Annotated in this window: 13 protein-coding genes; 11 read left to right on the top strand and 2 right to left on the bottom strand. The window is 57.8% G+C overall.

Going from position 1 to position 15,887, the window contains the following annotated elements:
- Nucleotides 1-34 precede the first annotated feature (34 nt).
- Together KL786_RS29625 and KL786_RS18975 are read right to left on the bottom strand one after the other, a co-directional pair.
- Nucleotides 35-1,135 (bottom strand): hypothetical protein, encoded by a 1,101-nt coding sequence (locus tag KL786_RS29625; protein WP_252193777.1) that lies wholly within the window; start codon nt 1,133-1,135, stop codon nt 35-37.
- A gap of 374 nt (nt 1,136-1,509) precedes the next feature.
- Complete coding sequence (locus tag KL786_RS18975; protein ID WP_215518601.1) at nt 1,510-3,435, bottom strand: sigma-54-dependent Fis family transcriptional regulator; 1,926 nt, start codon at nt 3,433-3,435, stop codon at nt 1,510-1,512.
- 291 nt (nt 3,436-3,726) lie between these two features.
- On the opposite strand from KL786_RS18975, the gene exaC reads away from it, so the two are divergent.
- From exaC to KL786_RS18920, 11 genes are all read left to right on the top strand, one after another.
- Nucleotides 3,727-5,247, top strand: coding sequence for an acetaldehyde dehydrogenase ExaC (gene exaC, locus KL786_RS18970; protein ID WP_032861665.1), 1,521 nt, complete (start codon nt 3,727-3,729; stop codon nt 5,245-5,247).
- A gap of 203 nt (nt 5,248-5,450) precedes the next feature.
- Nucleotides 5,451-6,884, top strand: a complete 1,434-nt coding sequence (eat, locus tag KL786_RS18965; RefSeq protein ID WP_032861664.1) for an ethanolamine permease — start codon at nt 5,451-5,453, stop codon at nt 6,882-6,884.
- A gap of 52 nt (nt 6,885-6,936) precedes the next feature.
- Nucleotides 6,937-8,331 carry an ethanolamine ammonia-lyase subunit EutB gene (locus KL786_RS18960; protein WP_032861663.1) on the top strand — a complete coding sequence of 465 codons (1,395 nt, stop codon included), beginning with the start codon at nt 6,937-6,939 and terminating at the stop codon, nt 8,329-8,331.
- Nucleotides 8,328-9,170, top strand: coding sequence for an ethanolamine ammonia-lyase subunit EutC (gene eutC, locus KL786_RS18955; RefSeq protein ID WP_215518600.1), 843 nt, complete (start codon nt 8,328-8,330; stop codon nt 9,168-9,170). Before KL786_RS18960 ends, eutC begins: the two co-directional genes overlap by 4 nt.
- A 105-nt stretch (nt 9,171-9,275) precedes the next feature.
- Complete coding sequence (locus KL786_RS18950) at nt 9,276-9,734, top strand: GNAT family N-acetyltransferase (protein WP_154842404.1); 459 nt, start codon at nt 9,276-9,278, stop codon at nt 9,732-9,734.
- Between the two features lie 301 nt (nt 9,735-10,035).
- Nucleotides 10,036-10,692: a DedA family protein gene (locus KL786_RS18945; RefSeq protein WP_029292285.1), complete on the top strand. Its 657-nt coding sequence runs from the start codon at nt 10,036-10,038 to the stop codon at nt 10,690-10,692.
- A 6-nt stretch (nt 10,693-10,698) separates the two neighbouring features.
- Complete coding sequence (locus KL786_RS18940) at nt 10,699-11,511, top strand: M90 family metallopeptidase (RefSeq protein WP_215518599.1); 813 nt, start codon at nt 10,699-10,701, stop codon at nt 11,509-11,511.
- 111 nt (nt 11,512-11,622) lie between these two features.
- Nucleotides 11,623-12,150 carry an inorganic diphosphatase gene (gene ppa, locus KL786_RS18935; protein ID WP_003176323.1) on the top strand — a complete coding sequence of 176 codons (528 nt, stop codon included), beginning with the start codon at nt 11,623-11,625 and terminating at the stop codon, nt 12,148-12,150.
- A gap of 225 nt (nt 12,151-12,375) precedes the next feature.
- A complete protein-coding gene (locus tag KL786_RS18930) occupies nt 12,376-13,149 on the top strand; it encodes a LexA family transcriptional regulator (RefSeq protein WP_215518598.1) in 774 nt (257 codons plus the stop codon).
- Between the two features lie 369 nt (nt 13,150-13,518).
- The gene (locus KL786_RS18925) at nt 13,519-14,760 is read left to right on the top strand and encodes a tyrosine-type recombinase/integrase (RefSeq protein ID WP_033898381.1); all 1,242 of its coding nucleotides are present in this window, start codon (nt 13,519-13,521) and stop codon (nt 14,758-14,760) included.
- 163 nt (nt 14,761-14,923) lie between these two features.
- Entirely contained in the window at nt 14,924-15,859 is a 936-nt protein-coding gene (locus tag KL786_RS18920) for a hypothetical protein (RefSeq protein ID WP_215518597.1), read from the top strand.
- Nucleotides 15,860-15,887 lie beyond the last annotated feature (28 nt).

The raw sequence follows: 15,887 nt of genomic DNA, 5'->3' as shown, positions 1-15,887 counted from the left end.
TCCAGCTACCCAATCAGAAACGATGAAACTTGTCTCATGCCGTCTGGGTTTTTTTCGCCTCCTCCACCTCCCGCACCGCAATCAGTCTGCCTATGCCTGCACTATTGAGATGCTCATACCTTTTATCCAGCGCATTCAATCTGGCAGTAGCATCTTTCGACACCGCTACTGAATCATTCTTATAAGGCCTGTAAATAAAATCATTTTCCGCCGAAACTTCCACCATGTTTTTCTCAGCAGCATCGTAGAGTTTCTCCATCAGATCAAGGCGTTCATTTATGCCAGTTGGCCATGTCGAACTTTTTTCAAGGGCCTCAGCATCTCCCCCCTCAATCATGGTCTGAATTGTATTGACGGCATACAGCATTTTTAATTCAGCATTTTCTGTACGCAACTTAACCATTGCAGCATCTTGTCCTGCTGCACTGTTTACCGCCGCCGCATCATTAGCGGCCTGACTTGGGGCCGGCTGATGGGCCGGTGGAAGTAACGGGGTATTGGCCGTAAAATTACCTTTGATCGTTTCGCCAGACCAGACAGACCCCGCGTAGGAACCAATACTCAACGGTGTGCTGACAAGTCCGTTTACAGAGGCATTCACAAAAGCATCACGTGTGACGGTTTTCAAACTTGTGTCCGTTTTAAACACCCCGGCCTTGACTAGGCGATCAGCAGCAACCAGATTGGCCGCCACATCGCCAAATGTCTTCGGTTTGGCAACAGCAGGCGTGGCCGGGCCAGTGACTGATGAACCTGGGTGCTGCGTTTTGAACACCAGATCCCTGAACTTAGTCACCCCCTGACTGTTTGGGGGACCTACTGGCCGGGAGGGGCCGAAACTGGAGTTCGGTTTATAACCATTTGCTATGATTTTAGGTTTGGGGGGCTGTGGCTTTGTAAAGGAATATTTTCCGAAGCCAAACCCCTTAAACCCCCTCTTGACACGCACACGGCTTTCACCCGGACTTTCACCAACTGTATTCACTTCGCTGGAGGCTTGCGTCTCCTGCTTATCCACGGGCGTACTCCAATCTGAGGCACTTTTCGTACCGGCAGCTGCCTGCTGGCTAGGCGCCCCTGACACTGGATCTTTCACTTGCAGCGGAATTGATACAGGGATATTTGTAATATTCATATCTTCACCCACTTTGTAAAAATGCATAATTATTAAAACCACCCATCCCTAGACCCTACAATTATAATGCGATGAACCATCCCTTCCCCCTAAGTACAAAAAACACAAACTCCAGTTCCATAAAATACATATTTAAAATTAGAAACCCCCAACACAAACAACAAAAGAGCAAACCATTAAATAGTTACCCCACCACACTATTTCCAGCAATTCATCTGCAACCAAAAACCCACACAGCCATCACATTAATTATATTTATTAACTACCACACTTGATCAATACATCGCCGACTCGCTCACCCACCCCCTTCAAAAAGGGAGCTCGTGAGCGAGTTGCTCGAAAAAGGCGTAAAAGGGCAGGAGCCGCCCTTGACATCAGTCAGCTGCGGAGCGCAAAGCGATGCCATGTTTGCGTAACTTGCGGTACAGCGTATTGCGACTGACGCCCAACTGCTCTGCGGCCAGGGTCATATGCCAGCGCTGCTGTTCGAGCGTGGTCAGCAATGCCAAGCGTTCGGCATCCTCCAGCGGCTGCTTGCCCCACTGTTCGGTACTTTTCACCTGGGAGGGTGCCTGGCGAATCATTGCCGGCAAATCGTCTCCCCCTACCCGTCCGCCGTCACACAGTGCAGCCAAAGTACGCAGCACCGTACGCAGTTGTCGGACGTTACCCGGCCAGGAAAAGTCCAGCAGCGCCTGACGGGCATCGCCATCCAATTTTAATACCTGGCCCTCTGCTTCTTGTGCCAGCAGAAAGTCCAGTAGCTGCGACTTGTCACTGCGCTCTCGCAACGCAGGCAACGCAACTTCCAGCCCATTGAGGCGATAGTACAGGTCCTCACGGAAGGTGCCGCTGGTCACCCGCGCCAGCAAATCACGGTGGGTTGCACTGATGATCCGCACATCCACCGCTTGTGGCTCGCCACCGATGGGCACCACCAGCCGATCTTCCAACACCCTTAATAACCGGGTTTGCAATGCCAGGGGCATGTCGCCGATTTCATCGAGGAACAAGGTGCCACCATCGGCCTGTTGCAGCTTGCCGCGCATGCCTTCCTTGCGGGCGCCGGTGAAGCTGCCGCCGCGATAACCGAACAACTCGCTCTCGATCAGGCTTTCAGGGATGGCCGCGCAGTTCAGGGCCACAAAAGCTTTGTCGGCGCGCTGGCTGGCGAGGTGCACGGCTTTGGCAAAGGCCTCCTTGCCGGAGCCGGTTTCGCCATTGATCAGCAGCGGCACGTCACGTTCGAAGACCCGCAGGGCCTTGCGAAAATCATTCTGCAGCGCCTCGTCACCCAGGCAGATCCCTGGCAAGCGTGGTCGCTCAACCTTGGGCGGCGCTTGCACCACCGGGCTGGGTGCGCGGCGGGATTCACCGCGCAGTACGGCAAACAGGCTACGCCCATCACGAGTGCGCAGGGGCCAACTGGCGCTGGCATTGGCACTGGCGCGGCCGAGCAATTGATCCAGGGTGCAATCGAAAAACATCTCCACCGGCAGGCCCAGCAAGCGCCCGCGTGGCTGGCCCAGCAAGTTCTGCGCGCTTTGGTTGAGCGCACAGATGCGCCCTTCGCCGTCGAATGCCAGCAGCCCTTCGCTGAAGAGCCCCACGGACTCGGCCTGCAGATGGAAACGCAGCAACCAGTGGTTTTCGAAGTGCCGCAGGAAATAGCAGCTCTCGATCATCTTCGCCGAGAGATTGACCAGCGCCATCGTGTGGAACTGGCTCTGGCGCGAAACCGCTTCGCGGGCCGACGATACGTCGAGTACAGCCAGTAAATCGCCATGAGGGTCGAACACCGGGCTCGCGGAACAGGTCAGCCCGGTGTGGCGCCCGCGAAAGTGTTCGTCGCGATGAATGGTCAGCGCCTGGCGCTCCACCAGGCATGTGCCAATGCCATTAGTGCCTTCGCAGGCCTCGCTCCAATCGGCACCAAGCCACAGGCCGGCACGCTCGAACACCTTGCGTTCACTGGACGCGGTGACGCAATTGAGGATCACCCCGCGCGCATCGGTCAGTAGCACCGCGTGACCGGCGCCGGAAAGTTGTTGATGCAAATTGTTCATTTCATTGCCGGCGATGTGCAGCACTTGTTGCAGGCGCTCGCGGCTTTCGAGCAGGCGATCATGCTCCAGCACGGTGGGGGCGATGGTCAGCGCCGGGTCGAGGTGGTAATCCTCCAGGCAACGCAGCCAGGAGCGGGCAATCGACGGATCGCTGCCGGGGCCGTGCTGTGGGTCTTGCCCACGGGTGACGGTCAGGACTTGCCGAGCATGGCGGCTGAAATGATCGTTGTGCATGTTCTTATTGTTCTCCTGCTGCGTGGGACACACCGCGGACCGGGACGCCCAGCATCCTCCAGGCCTTGGCGCATTGCAATCCCAGGGCGACCCATGGGTCACAGGCTGTATCGCTTATGGCACAAAGTGTCACATAGGCTGTACCAGAGCTGTCACAGCAAAGCCTTGCAACAAACCCCAAGCCCTTGATTTACCTGGCCCACAGGGCACTGGCCCGACCTTTGCTCTACGCTTTATCAAGCGCAGCCACGCTGCACTCCAATAAACATAAGAAGTCAGGAGATACCCACCATGCGTTATGCACACCCCGGTACTGAAGGCGCTATCGTTTCGTTCAAGGCCAAGTACGGCAACTACATCGGTGGCGAATTTGTTGCACCGGTCGATGGCAACTACTTCACCAATACTTCGCCGGTGAACGGCAAGCCCATCGCCGACTTCCCACGCTCCACTGCCAAGGATATCGACAAGGCGCTGGACGCCGCCCATGCCGCCGCTGACGCCTGGGGCAAGACCTCGGCCCAGGACCGCTCGCTGGTGCTGCTGAAAATCGCCGACCGCATCGAACAGAACCTCGAACTGCTGGCCGTCACCGAAACCTGGGACAACGGCAAGGCCGTGCGCGAAACCCTCAACGCCGATATCCCCCTGGCGGCTGACCACTTCCGCTACTTCGCCGGCTGCATCCGCGCCCAGGAAGGCAGCAGCGCCGAGATCAACGAACACACCGCCGCCTATCACTTCCACGAGCCCCTGGGCGTGGTCGGCCAGATCATCCCGTGGAACTTCCCCCTGCTGATGGCCGCCTGGAAACTCGCGCCAGCCCTGGCCGCCGGCAACTGCGTGGTACTCAAGCCGGCCGAGCAGACCCCGCTGGGCATCAACGTGCTGATGGAAGTGATCGGCGACCTGCTGCCACCGGGCGTACTGAACGTGGTACACGGTTTTGGCAAGGAAGCAGGCGAAGCCCTGGCCACCAGCAAGCGCATCGCCAAGATCGCCTTTACCGGCTCCACGCCAGTGGGCTCGCACATCATGCATTGCGCGGCCGAGAACATTATTCCGTCCACCGTTGAGCTGGGCGGCAAGTCGCCGAACATCTTCTTCGCCGACATCATGAAAGCCGAGCCGCAGTTCATCGAGAAAGCCGCCGAAGGCCTGGTGCTGGCGTTCTTCAACCAGGGCGAAGTGTGCACCTGCCCATCCCGCGCACTGGTGGAAGAGTCGATCTACGACGACTTCATGAAAGTGGTGATGAAGAAGGTCGAGTCGATCAAACGTGGCGACCCGCTGGACACCGACACCATGGTCGGCGCCCAGGCGTCCGAGCAGCAATTCGACAAGATCCTGTCATACCTGGAAATCGCCAAGGGCGAAGGTGCAGAGCTGCTGACCGGCGGCAAGGTGGAGAAACTGACCGGCGACCTGGCCAGCGGCTATTACATCCAGCCGACCCTGCTCAAGGGCACCAACAAGATGCGCGTGTTCCAGGAAGAAATCTTTGGCCCGGTGGTCAGCATCACCACCTTCAAGGATGAAGCCGAAGCCCTGGCGATCGCCAACGACACCGAGTTTGGCCTGGGCGCCGGCTTGTGGACCCGCGATATCAACCGTGCGTACCGCATGGGCCGGGCGATCAAGGCCGGGCGCGTGTGGACCAACTGCTATCACCTGTACCCCGCGCATGCGGCGTTTGGTGGTTACAAGAAGTCCGGCGTGGGTCGTGAAACGCACAAGATGATGTTGGATCACTATCAGCAGACCAAGAACCTGCTGGTGAGCTACGACATCAACCCGCTGGGGTTCTTCTAACCCTCCCCCGCTCTCACACTTGAAATGCAATTAATGTGGGAGCGGGCTTGCTCGCGAATGCGGTGGGTCAGTGATGGATAGGTTGACTGATACACCGCATTCGCGAGCAAGTCCGCTCCCACATTTGGGTCTTCATCAGTAGTTGCGACGTGCATTCGGCAGACATCCGCCGATGTTAAAACAATAAAAAAAGGTACTTTCCCATGCCTAGCGAACCGACAGGATCCTCCGTCGACTTCGAAAAAGTCGGCTCCGAATATTTCCAACAACGCGAACTGAAAAAAGGCGCCGCCGGCTGGGTGCTCCTGGTCGGCCTCGGTGTTGCTTATGTGATTTCCGGCGACTACGCCGGCTGGAACTTTGGCCTGGCCCAAGGTGGTTGGGGCGGGATGTTCCTCGCCACGCTGCTGATGGCCACCATGTACTTGTGCATGTGTTTCTCCCTGGCCGAACTGTCTTCCATGATCCCCACCGCAGGCGGCGGCTATGGTTTTGCCCGCAGTGCATTCGGGCCTTGGGGCGGATTCCTCACCGGCACTGCGATCTTGATCGAATACGCCATCGCCCCCGCCGCCATCGCGGTGTTTATCGGTGCCTATTGCGAGTCGCTGTTTGGCATTGGCGGCTGGATGATCTACCTGGCGTTCTACATCATCTTTATCGGTATCCACATCTTCGGCGTGGGTGAAGCATTGAAGTTGATGTTTGTAATCACCGCCGTCGCCGCGATTGCCCTGGGGGTCTTCCTGGTGGCAATGGTGCCGCACTTCAACGTCGCCAACCTGCTGGATATCCCGGTGACCGAGGCCAAGGGCGCCAGCAGTTTCCTGCCATTTGGTTATGTTGGCGTGTGGGCCGCGATCCCCTATGCGATCTGGTTCTTCCTCGCCGTCGAAGGCGTGCCCCTGGCCGCCGAAGAAACCAAGAACCCGAAACGCGACCTGCCGCGCGGCCTGATCGGCGCGATTGTGGTGCTGACCAGTTTTGCCCTGCTGATCCTGGTGATCGCCCCCGGTGGCGCGGGCACCCTGGCGCTGGTCAAATCGGGCAACCCGCTGGTCGAATCCCTGGCCCTGGCCTACGGCGGCTCGACCTGGATGGGCAGCTTCGTCAACCTGGTGGGCCTGGCCGGACTGATCGCGAGTTTCTTCTCGATCATCTACGCCTATTCCCGGCAGATCTTCGCCCTGTCCCGCGCCGGTTACCTGCCGCGCAAACTGTCGCAGACCAATAAAAGCAAGGCGCCGGTGCTGGCACTGGTGATCCCGGGGATCATCGGTTTTGGCCTGTCACTGACCGGCCAGGGCGACCTGCTGATTTTGGTGGCGGTGTTTGGCGCGACCATTTCCTACGTGTTGATGATGGCTGCGCATATCACCCTGCGCATCCGTCGCCCCAAAATGGAGCGCCCGTACCGCACACCGGGGGGCATCTTCACCTCGGGCCTGGCTCTGGTGCTGGCGTGTATCGCAGTAGTCGCGGGCTTCCTGGTGGATCCACGCGTGGTGATTGGCGCGGCGATCATCTATGGAGTATTAATTGCTTACTTTGCTTTCTACAGTCGGCATCACTTGGTAGCAGGCACGCCGGAAGAAGAGTTCGCGGCGATCCAGGCCGCAGAGGCCGCCTTGCACTAAACGCCGTAAACCACGGCGCGGGCCACCGCTCGCGTCGTCATGGAGAGTCTGTATGGCAAGTTTTTCTCATTCGGTCGGCGCCTTGACCTACCGTTTCGACAGCCTCAAGGACGTGATGGCCAAGGCCAGTCCCGCCCGCTCCGGGGACTTTCTCGCAGGCGTTGCCGCGCAGAACGATGGCGAACGTGTGGCAGCACAAATGGCCCTGGCCAATATTCCCTTGAAGCACTTCCTTGAAGAAGCGCTGATCCCCTATGAAAGCGATGAAGTCACCCGACTGATCATCGACACCCACGACCAGCAGGCTTTTGCCGTGGTCAGCCACCTGACCGTTGGCGGCCTGCGCGACTGGCTGCTCAGCGATGCGGCCGACGAACACAGCCTACGGGCATTGGCGCCCGGCCTGACGCCGGAAATGGCCGCCGCCGTGTCGAAGATCATGCGCGTGCAGGACCTGGTGCTGGTGGCGCAGAAAATCCGCGTCGTTACCCAGTTTCGCGGCACCCTGGGCTTGCGCGGGCGCCTGTCCACACGCCTGCAACCCAACCACCCCACGGATGAGCCGGCGGGGATCGCCGCGAGCATTCTCGACGGTCTTTTGTATGGCAACGGCGACGCCATGATCGGCATCAACCCGGCCACCGATAGCATCGCCTCGATCTGCGCCATGCTGGAGATGCTCGACGCGATCATCCAGCGCTACGAGATTCCGACCCAGGCCTGCGTGCTGACCCACGTCACCACCTCCATCGAGGCGATCAACCGTGGCGTGCCACTGGACCTGGTGTTCCAGTCGATTGCCGGCACCGAAGCAGCCAACGCCAGCTTCGGGATCAACCTGAATGTGTTGCAGGAAGGCTACGATGCGGGCTTGAGCCTGAATCGCGGGACCCTGGGGCAAAACCTGATGTATTTCGAGACAGGGCAAGGCAGCGCCCTATCAGCCAACGCACACTTTGGCATCGACCAGCAAACCTGCGAAACCCGCGCCTATGCCGTGGCCAGGCATTTCAAGCCATTTCTGGTCAACACCGTGGTCGGTTTCATCGGCCCCGAGTACCTGTACAACGGCAAGCAGATCATCCGCGCCGGCCTCGAAGACCACTTCTGCGGCAAGCTGCTGGGCGTGCCGATGGGTTGCGACATCTGCTACACCAACCATGCCGAAGCCGACCAGGATGATATGGACACCCTGCTGACCCTGCTGGGCGTGGCCGGGATCAACTTCATCATGGGCATCCCGGGCTCCGACGACATCATGCTCAACTACCAGACCACCTCCTTTCACGATGCGCTCTACGCCCGCCAGACCCTGGGCTTGAAGCCCGCGCCGGAGTTTGAACAGTGGCTGGCGAAAATGGGCATCTTCACGCAAGCCGATGGCAAGGTGCGATTTGGCAACAACCTGCCACCGGCCTTCCGCCATGCCCTGGCGCAACTGGGATGAAGAAGGAGCCTGAAGTGCAGCTTGATACGCCAGAAAACGACAACCCATGGCTGGAACTGCGGCGCCTGACCCCGGCGCGAATTGCCCTGGGCCGCACCGGCACCAGCATTCCCACGGGCGCACAACTGGACTTCCAGTTCGCCCACGCCCAGGCCCGCGATGCGGTACACCTACCGTTTGACCATGCCGGATTGAGCCGCCAGATGGCCGAGCGCGGCCGCGACAGCCTGTTGCTGCACAGCGCCGCACTCGACCGCCACAGCTACCTGCAGCGCCCGGACCTGGGGCGGCGCCTGAGCGATGAGTCGGCACAGACCCTGCGCGACTACGCCCAGGCCAACCCCGGCGGAGTGGACCTGGCAGTGGTGGTGGCCGATGGTTTATCGGCGCTGGCGGTGCATAAACACACCGTGCCGTTTCTGACACGCATGGAAGAACAAACCCACGCTGAAGGCTGGTCGTTATCACCGGTGATTCTGGTGGAACAAGGCCGGGTCGCGGTCGCCGATGAAATCGGGCAACTGCTCGGCGCAAAAATGGTGGTGATCCTGATTGGCGAACGGCCGGGGCTCAGCTCGCCGGACAGCCTGGGGCTGTATTTCACCTACAACCCCAAGGTCGGCCTCACCGATGCGTACCGCAACTGCATTTCCAACGTGCGCCTGGAGGGCTTGAGCTACGGCATGGCCGCGCACCGCCTGCTGTACTTGATGCGCGAGGCCTGCCGGCGGCAACTGTCGGGGGTCAACCTCAAGGACGAGGCACAGGTTCAGACCCTTGAAACGGATGATCCGGACCTGATGAAAGGCAACTTCCTGCTCAGTCCGCCAAAGGAGTGATGCCGACACGATTGCGATTTTTAGCCGCTTTAGGCAGCATCAAGCAGCGGGCGCCCGAGTAATGGATCGTTTGCCGTCGTATTCCTATAGAAGTTGAGGCCTAGCATGCGGATTACTCAAGCGACTCTGGAACACCTGGACCTGTTAACCCCATTATTCGTCAAATACCGTGAGTTCTACGGCGCGCTGCCCTTTCCTGATTCGTCCCGGGCCTTTCTGGAAAAGCGCCTGCGCCGCAAGGAATCGGTGATCTACCTGGCGCTGCCGGATGACGACGACAGCAAGCTGCTTGGCTTTTGCCAGCTGTATCCGAGCTTTTCTTCGCTGTCACTGAAGCGGGTGTGGATCCTCAATGATATCTACGTCGCCGAGGATGCCCGCCGCCAACTGGTGGCCGATAACCTGATGCGCACCGCGAAAAAAATGGCCAAGGAAACCAATGCCGTGCGTTTGCGCGTGTCGACCAGCAGCGATAACGCCGTGGCGCAGAAGACCTATGAGTCCATGGGCTTTCGTGAAGACACCGAGTTCAAGAACTACACCTTACCGATCAGCGAAGAGTGAACACATTCGCCCAAACACCCCAAAAATGTGGGAGCGGGCTTGCTCGCGAATGCGGTGGGTCAGTGATCGATAGGTTGACTGATACACCGCATTCGCGAGCAAGCCCGCTCCCACATTTGGATCAGTACTAGCCAGAATAGCTGCGACATCCCCCGCTACAAAACCAACACGCTTTTCACCACTCAATCCGTATAATGCCGACCTTTTAGGGCTGTAAGAAAATCGGCATACGCCTGTAGCCTTATTACCCGAAGCTTCCGCACAGGCCCGCTGAGCCAGGCCGTCCACACAGGTGCCATCCATGGATTTCAACCCGCTCGACCTTATCCTGCATCTCGACGTGTACCTCGACCTGCTGGTAACCAATTACGGTCCGTGGATCTACGCCATCCTGTTCCTGGTGATTTTTTGCGAAACCGGCCTGGTGGTGATGCCATTCCTGCCGGGTGATTCGCTGCTGTTCATTGCCGGTGCCGTAGCGGCTGGCGGCGGCATGGACCCAGTCCTGCTGGGCGGCCTGCTGATGCTGGCGGCGATCATGGGTGACAGTACCAACTACGTGATCGGCCGAACCGCCGGGGAACGCTTGTTCAGCAATCCCAACTCGAAAATCTTCCGCCGCGACTACCTGCAAAAGACCCACGACTTCTACGACAAGCACGGCGGTAAAACCGTGACCCTGGCGCGCTTCCTGCCGATCCTGCGTACCTTCGCGCCGTTCGTCGCCGGTGTCGCCAGAATGCCTTACCCACGGTTCTTCGGCTTCAGCGTGCTGGGCACCATCCTCTGGGTCGGTGGCCTGGTCACCCTCGGCTACTTCTTCGGCAACGTGCCGTTCATCAAGAAAAACCTGTCGCTGCTGGTGGTGTTCATCATCTTGCTGTCGCTGGTGCCGATGATCATTGGCGTGGCGCGCAGCCGCTTTGGCCGCACCTCATCCGAAGCCAAGCCGCACTGATCGGCCATGTGGTCCCTCAGCGCCTGGCGTCGCCGGCGCATCCTGGCCAAGCATCCCGTTGCCGATGAAACCTGGCAGCGGGTGCGCCATCACCTGACCTTCCTCGACGGCATCAGCGCCGAACAGGATCTATGGCTGCGTGAAGCCAGCATCCTGTTCCTCACCGAAAAACACCTCACGGCCCTGCCCGGCGTCGAACTGCACCAGGAACAACGCCTGCTGCTCGCCGCCCAGGCGCAACTGCCGCTGATGAACCTAGGCGACCTGGACTGGTACCAGGGTTTCCACGAAATCATCCTCTACCCCGATGACTTTCGCAGCCCCCAGCGCCATCGCGACGCCAGCGGCGTGGAACATGAATGGGACGGCGAACACAGTGGCGAAGCCTGGCAGCAAGGCCCGGTGATCCTCGCCTGGCCGGGCGTGCTGGCCAGTGGCAATTGGGAAGGCTACAACCTGGTGATCCACGAACTGGCGCACAAGCTCGACATGCTCAATGGCGATGCCAATGGCCTGCCGCCGTTGCATGGCGACATGCGCGTGCAAGAGTGGGCGAGCGTGATGCAGGGCGCCTATGACGACCTCAACCGCCAGCTCGACCACAACCCCGACGCCGAAACCGCCATCGACCCCTACGCGGCGGAAAACCCTGCGGAATTCTTTGCTGTCACCAGCGAGTATTTTTTCAGCGCCCCGGATTTACTCACAGAAAGTTATCCACAGGTCTACGAGCAACTGAGCCACTTTTACCGCCAGGATCCACTGGCCCGCCTGAAACATCTGCAGGCCAGCGACCCGCGCTATCAGACTGAAGGCTAAGTACCGTACGACGTCTGGCGCGTGGCATCGGCGCAGGAATATGCCTATAATCGCCGCCACTTTTAGGCCAATCCGGCCAGTTTACCTGGCCAATAACGGGGGCAACGCCCAATGAGCTACAGCAAGATTCCGGCTGGCAAAGACCTGCCGAACGACATCTACGTCGCCATCGAGATTCCGGCCAACCATGCGCCGATCAAATACGAAATCGACAAAGACAGCGACTGCCTGTTCGTTGACCGTTTCATGGCCACCCCGATGTTCTACCCGGCCAACTACGGTTTCATCCCTAACACCCTGGCAGACGACGGTGACCCCCTCGACGTGCTGGTCGTGACTCCTTACCCGGTCACCCCAGGTTCGGTCATCCGTGCCCGCCCGGTTGGCATCCTGAACATGACCGACGACGGCGGCGGCGATGCCAAAGTTATCGCAGTACCACACGACAAGCTGTCCCAGCTGTACGTCGACGTGAAGGAATACACCGACCTGCCGCCACTGTTGCTGGAGCAGATCAAGCACTTCTTCGAGAACTACAAAGACCTCGAAAAAGGCAAATGGGTGAAGATCGACGGTTGGGGCAACGCAGACGCCGCCCGTGCCGAGATCATGAAGTCGGTAGCCGCCTACAAAGGCTGATCCCCGCTACTCATTGCCATGGCAATCAAAAAAGCCCCGATCATTCGGGGCTTTTTTTGTGGGAAAAAATAAACAGTAAGTTCAATCAAGTAAACAAAACAGCAACTAGTGTTTAACCAAATACAAAAACACTCGGATTTTACTTGCAATAAGGAAACACCTACATACAGCAACTCAACGCATGGTTTATTTGATCTGTTTTTCCGGCCAGTAAACTCTGCGTTTATGAATACATCAGGTGATCGCTTAAGAACGTTACTTCGGGAAGTTCATCTTTCCGCATCCGACTTCGCCAAGAATCGCGACGTCACGCCCCAGCACGTAAACAACTGGTTCAAGCGTGGCGTGCCCATGGCCCGGCTCGACGAAATAGCAGAACTGCTGTGTGTCACCAGCCGCTGGCTACGTACCGGCGAAGGCCCCAAACACCCGCCGACCAACTACCAACTGGAAGGCCCCAACACTGCAAACAACGCTGCCGCACGCGAAGACTGCGGCCACTACCTCTGCGGCCCCAGCAGCGGCCCGGAAAAAATCGACGTGGAAATCCCCCTCCACGCCTCCTTCAACACCGAAGAAAGCCTACGCCTCTCCCTGCACACCCTGGAACAACTCAACGTCACCGCCGAACGTGCCTTGGGGGCCTACATGGTCGGCAACAGCATGACCGACATCATCCAGGACCGCGCCATCCTGGCCATCGACCGTGGCCGCACGCAAATCATCGACGGCGAAATCTACGCCCTCGAACACGACGGCATGCTGCGCATCAAATACCTCTACAACCGCCCCGGCGGCGGCCTGCGCATCCGCAGCCACAACAGCAACGAACATCCCGACGAACTCCTGACTTACGACCAGCGCTTCGAGCAAAACGTACACATCCTGGGCTGGGTCTTCTGGTGGTCCACCCTCAACAACCGCCGCCCTCCCGTCCCGCTGGACGAGCACCTGATCGGCCACGACAGCTCTAAATCAGACCAGACGCTGGAAAATTGAGAGGAGTGCCAGTATCATGCCCGGCACATTTGGCAGGGGTTGGCGTAGCGCCGACACACCCTGCCCGGCGATGCGGAGGAGTTCCCGCTGATGCCCCCTTTATCACTTGGGCGAGAGCTTGAGTGAACGATTGAAGGCTGGTGAGGTTTACCAAAAATAGACTTAACCAGTCCCCGAGAAGCCGGCCACAAGCCGGCTTTTTAATTGTCCGAAATAAACCTATCCCATCCGAGAATCCACCTGATAGCCTAGCTATTACGGGAGTTTTAGGCATCCCCTTGTCCAATGGCGCTCAACGCCATTTGACCTCATCCGACGATGAAGTGGGGGGACAAGTGGGGGGACAAAAAGGACGACAGGGGAAATCCAATGGGTAAGCTGAATCCGAAACAAGTCGAAAACCTGACCGAACCTGGCACCTATGAGGATGGTGACGGATTACGGTTGGTCGTCAAATCTACCGGACGTAAATCCTGGCTACTTCGCTTCCAACTGGCAGGCCGTCGCAGAGAAATGGGCCTGGGTTCATTCCCAGAAGTAGGCCTCAAGAAAGCCAGGCAAGAAGCCAGTGCTAAACGCAGCCAATTGAGCGACGGTATAGATCCTCTAGCTGCTCGCGACATTGAGCGCGCTGCCCAACTCGAAGCACAACGAACCAGCGAGGCGAAGCAGCTGAAGTTCGAGGCGCTCGCGAAAGAGTACTGCGAAGCACATGGGGGCACCTGGTCAGAAAAGTGGCGTAAAGGCTGGCTACGGAAACTGGAGCTGTATGCTTTTGACCACATCGGCAAGTTGTCAGCCGAGGAGATCGGTACTCCCCAGGTCCTCAAGGTGTTGCAACCCATCTGGGCCACCAAAACAAGAACCGCCGACGAAGTACGTGGGCAGATTGAACAAGTTCTGGACGCTGCCAAGGCACGCAACCTGCGAGAGGGTGAGAACCCTGCTCGCTGGCGTGGGCACTTAGACAATCTGTTGAGTCGTGCTGAAAAGAAAAAGGCTCGAAAGCGTGAGCACTTTGATGCTTTGCGATGGCAGGACGTGCCAGCATTGATGGCCAAACTCAGCACAAACACAACGCTAGCGTCCTTGGCAGCCCAACTGCTGATCATGACCAGCGCACGCGCCCATATGGTGAGGTTCGCACGTTGGGATGAGTTTGACCTGGAAGCTGGCACTTGGTCTCTGCCAGATGAGCGCATGAAGATGCGAGTGGCCTTTGTAATCCCACTTGCCGATCAAGTCATGGTGCTGGTTCAAAGCATTCCAAGAACACCTGAAAGCCCCTTCCTCTTCCCTGGTCAAGGCAAGACAGGAGTGATGCACGCGAATGCTATACGCACCCTTCTGCATGGCATGAAATATGACCACATCACTCGGCACGGTTTTCGTTCTTCATTTCGAGATTGGTCAGGTGAGTGCACAAATTTTCCTCGCGAAGTCTGCGAGATGGCGCTCGCTCACGACGAGCGCGACCAAACCGAGGGAGCCTACTCTCGCACTGACTTTCTCGACAAGCGACGTGCCCTGATGACCGGATGGGCTAATTACTTGACCTCTAAGGAGCCGCCGCAAGCACTCACTCATGAGCTGCAGGTAGCCAAAGTGTAAGGATGGCGTTTACGGGCAACGCAGCTACCACAACTTTGGGAAGATCCATGATAAAAATAAATACCCGCCTGTACGAGAGCATCACATGCCCACGCCAGCTCGGAGATTCACCGCAATCTAAGCATCGCTGCTACCCTGTCGCTTCAATTTCCAGGATAGGAATGTGATTGTGTCGTTCCGGAATTACAGCGAGACAAGCCCAGAAAGGCCTAATTTAGGCACCTTGACGATGCTGCTCACCCAAGCTAAAAATGTCGTAGAGAGCGTGTTCAATCAGCTAGGAACCCCTCCACCTGCACAAAATCAACAATTGCAGACCCTGTATGAAAGGATGGGCAGTTTTGAGATCCAGCCTCACCAGGACAAAAAAGTCGATCTGATTATCCGACAGGGCCAGGTCGCGATTGAAGAACAGTTGATCGAGCATGCCGACACTGCCCTTCGTCAAGCAGTCTACGTGCAGTTTATCCACGACAAATACCTGCCACCACAGAGTACGTCGAGCCCAACCGCCGCCTATGAGCATTACTTGCAGGAAATGATCACGGCCTTGATGCTCGCCAATCGTCACTTGGCGATGCTAGAAGCACTGAAGAACCTAGAGGGCAAACACTATGGGGTACGCGCGGCCCGGGGAGGCCACGCTAAAAACCAACAACCCTCCAGCAAGATGACCTCCCAACTTATTCGCACCATGGTCAAAGGTATGCTCTACAACAAACCTGATCTCGCGAATAGTAATAAAACCGAAGTAGCCGATGAGATGGCCACGCGTATTTACAAAGCCAACCGCGAATTCGAAATGCTTGATATCACTAATATCAACGATTTAAAGCATGAGGTCCGTGATCTTCTGTTCGACTTTGCCAATATCGGTAACCGCGGCAACCGGCGGCAGACAGACCGCCTGCGTCTCGGGCATATCCTGCGTCATTCATTTCCTTCGCGAGATACGGAAGAATCGCGCCAGATGAGTCTCGATGCGGCAAGTACCTTGGGACGGATTGAGGGCGTGAGAACAGCGTTAGCTCTGCAACTTAAGCAGCGCTTTGGAGAATTGTCGAGACCACTAATTTGTAGAAACTCAGACTTCATCTGACAGTTACCGGATTTGAGGTCGTGACTGT

The sequence above is a fragment of the Pseudomonas sp. TAE6080 genome, from assembly GCF_018732265.1.
In the GTDB taxonomy this organism is placed as follows: domain Bacteria; phylum Pseudomonadota; class Gammaproteobacteria; order Pseudomonadales; family Pseudomonadaceae; genus Aquipseudomonas; species Aquipseudomonas brenneri.
The sequence above is the reverse complement of the archived record's forward strand: the minus strand, read 5'-3'. Positions and strand labels throughout refer to the sequence as shown.

Coding starts and splice junctions, on each gene's coding strand:
- KL786_RS29625 (WP_252193777.1), bottom strand. CDS start 1,135: ATGAATATTACAAATATCCCTGTATCAATTCCGCTGCAAGTGAAAGAT.
- KL786_RS18975 (WP_215518601.1), bottom strand. CDS start 3,435: ATGCACAACGATCATTTCAGCCGCCATGCTCGGCAAGTCCTGACCGTC.
- exaC (WP_032861665.1), top strand. CDS start 3,727: ATGCGTTATGCACACCCCGGTACTGAAGGCGCTATCGTTTCGTTCAAG.
- eat (WP_032861664.1), top strand. CDS start 5,451: ATGCCTAGCGAACCGACAGGATCCTCCGTCGACTTCGAAAAAGTCGGC.
- KL786_RS18960 (WP_032861663.1), top strand. CDS start 6,937: ATGGCAAGTTTTTCTCATTCGGTCGGCGCCTTGACCTACCGTTTCGAC.
- eutC (WP_215518600.1), top strand. CDS start 8,328: ATGAAGAAGGAGCCTGAAGTGCAGCTTGATACGCCAGAAAACGACAAC.
- KL786_RS18950 (WP_154842404.1), top strand. CDS start 9,276: ATGCGGATTACTCAAGCGACTCTGGAACACCTGGACCTGTTAACCCCA.
- KL786_RS18945 (WP_029292285.1), top strand. CDS start 10,036: ATGGATTTCAACCCGCTCGACCTTATCCTGCATCTCGACGTGTACCTC.
- KL786_RS18940 (WP_215518599.1), top strand. CDS start 10,699: ATGTGGTCCCTCAGCGCCTGGCGTCGCCGGCGCATCCTGGCCAAGCAT.
- ppa (WP_003176323.1), top strand. CDS start 11,623: ATGAGCTACAGCAAGATTCCGGCTGGCAAAGACCTGCCGAACGACATC.
- KL786_RS18930 (WP_215518598.1), top strand. CDS start 12,376: ATGAATACATCAGGTGATCGCTTAAGAACGTTACTTCGGGAAGTTCAT.
- KL786_RS18925 (WP_033898381.1), top strand. CDS start 13,519: ATGGGTAAGCTGAATCCGAAACAAGTCGAAAACCTGACCGAACCTGGC.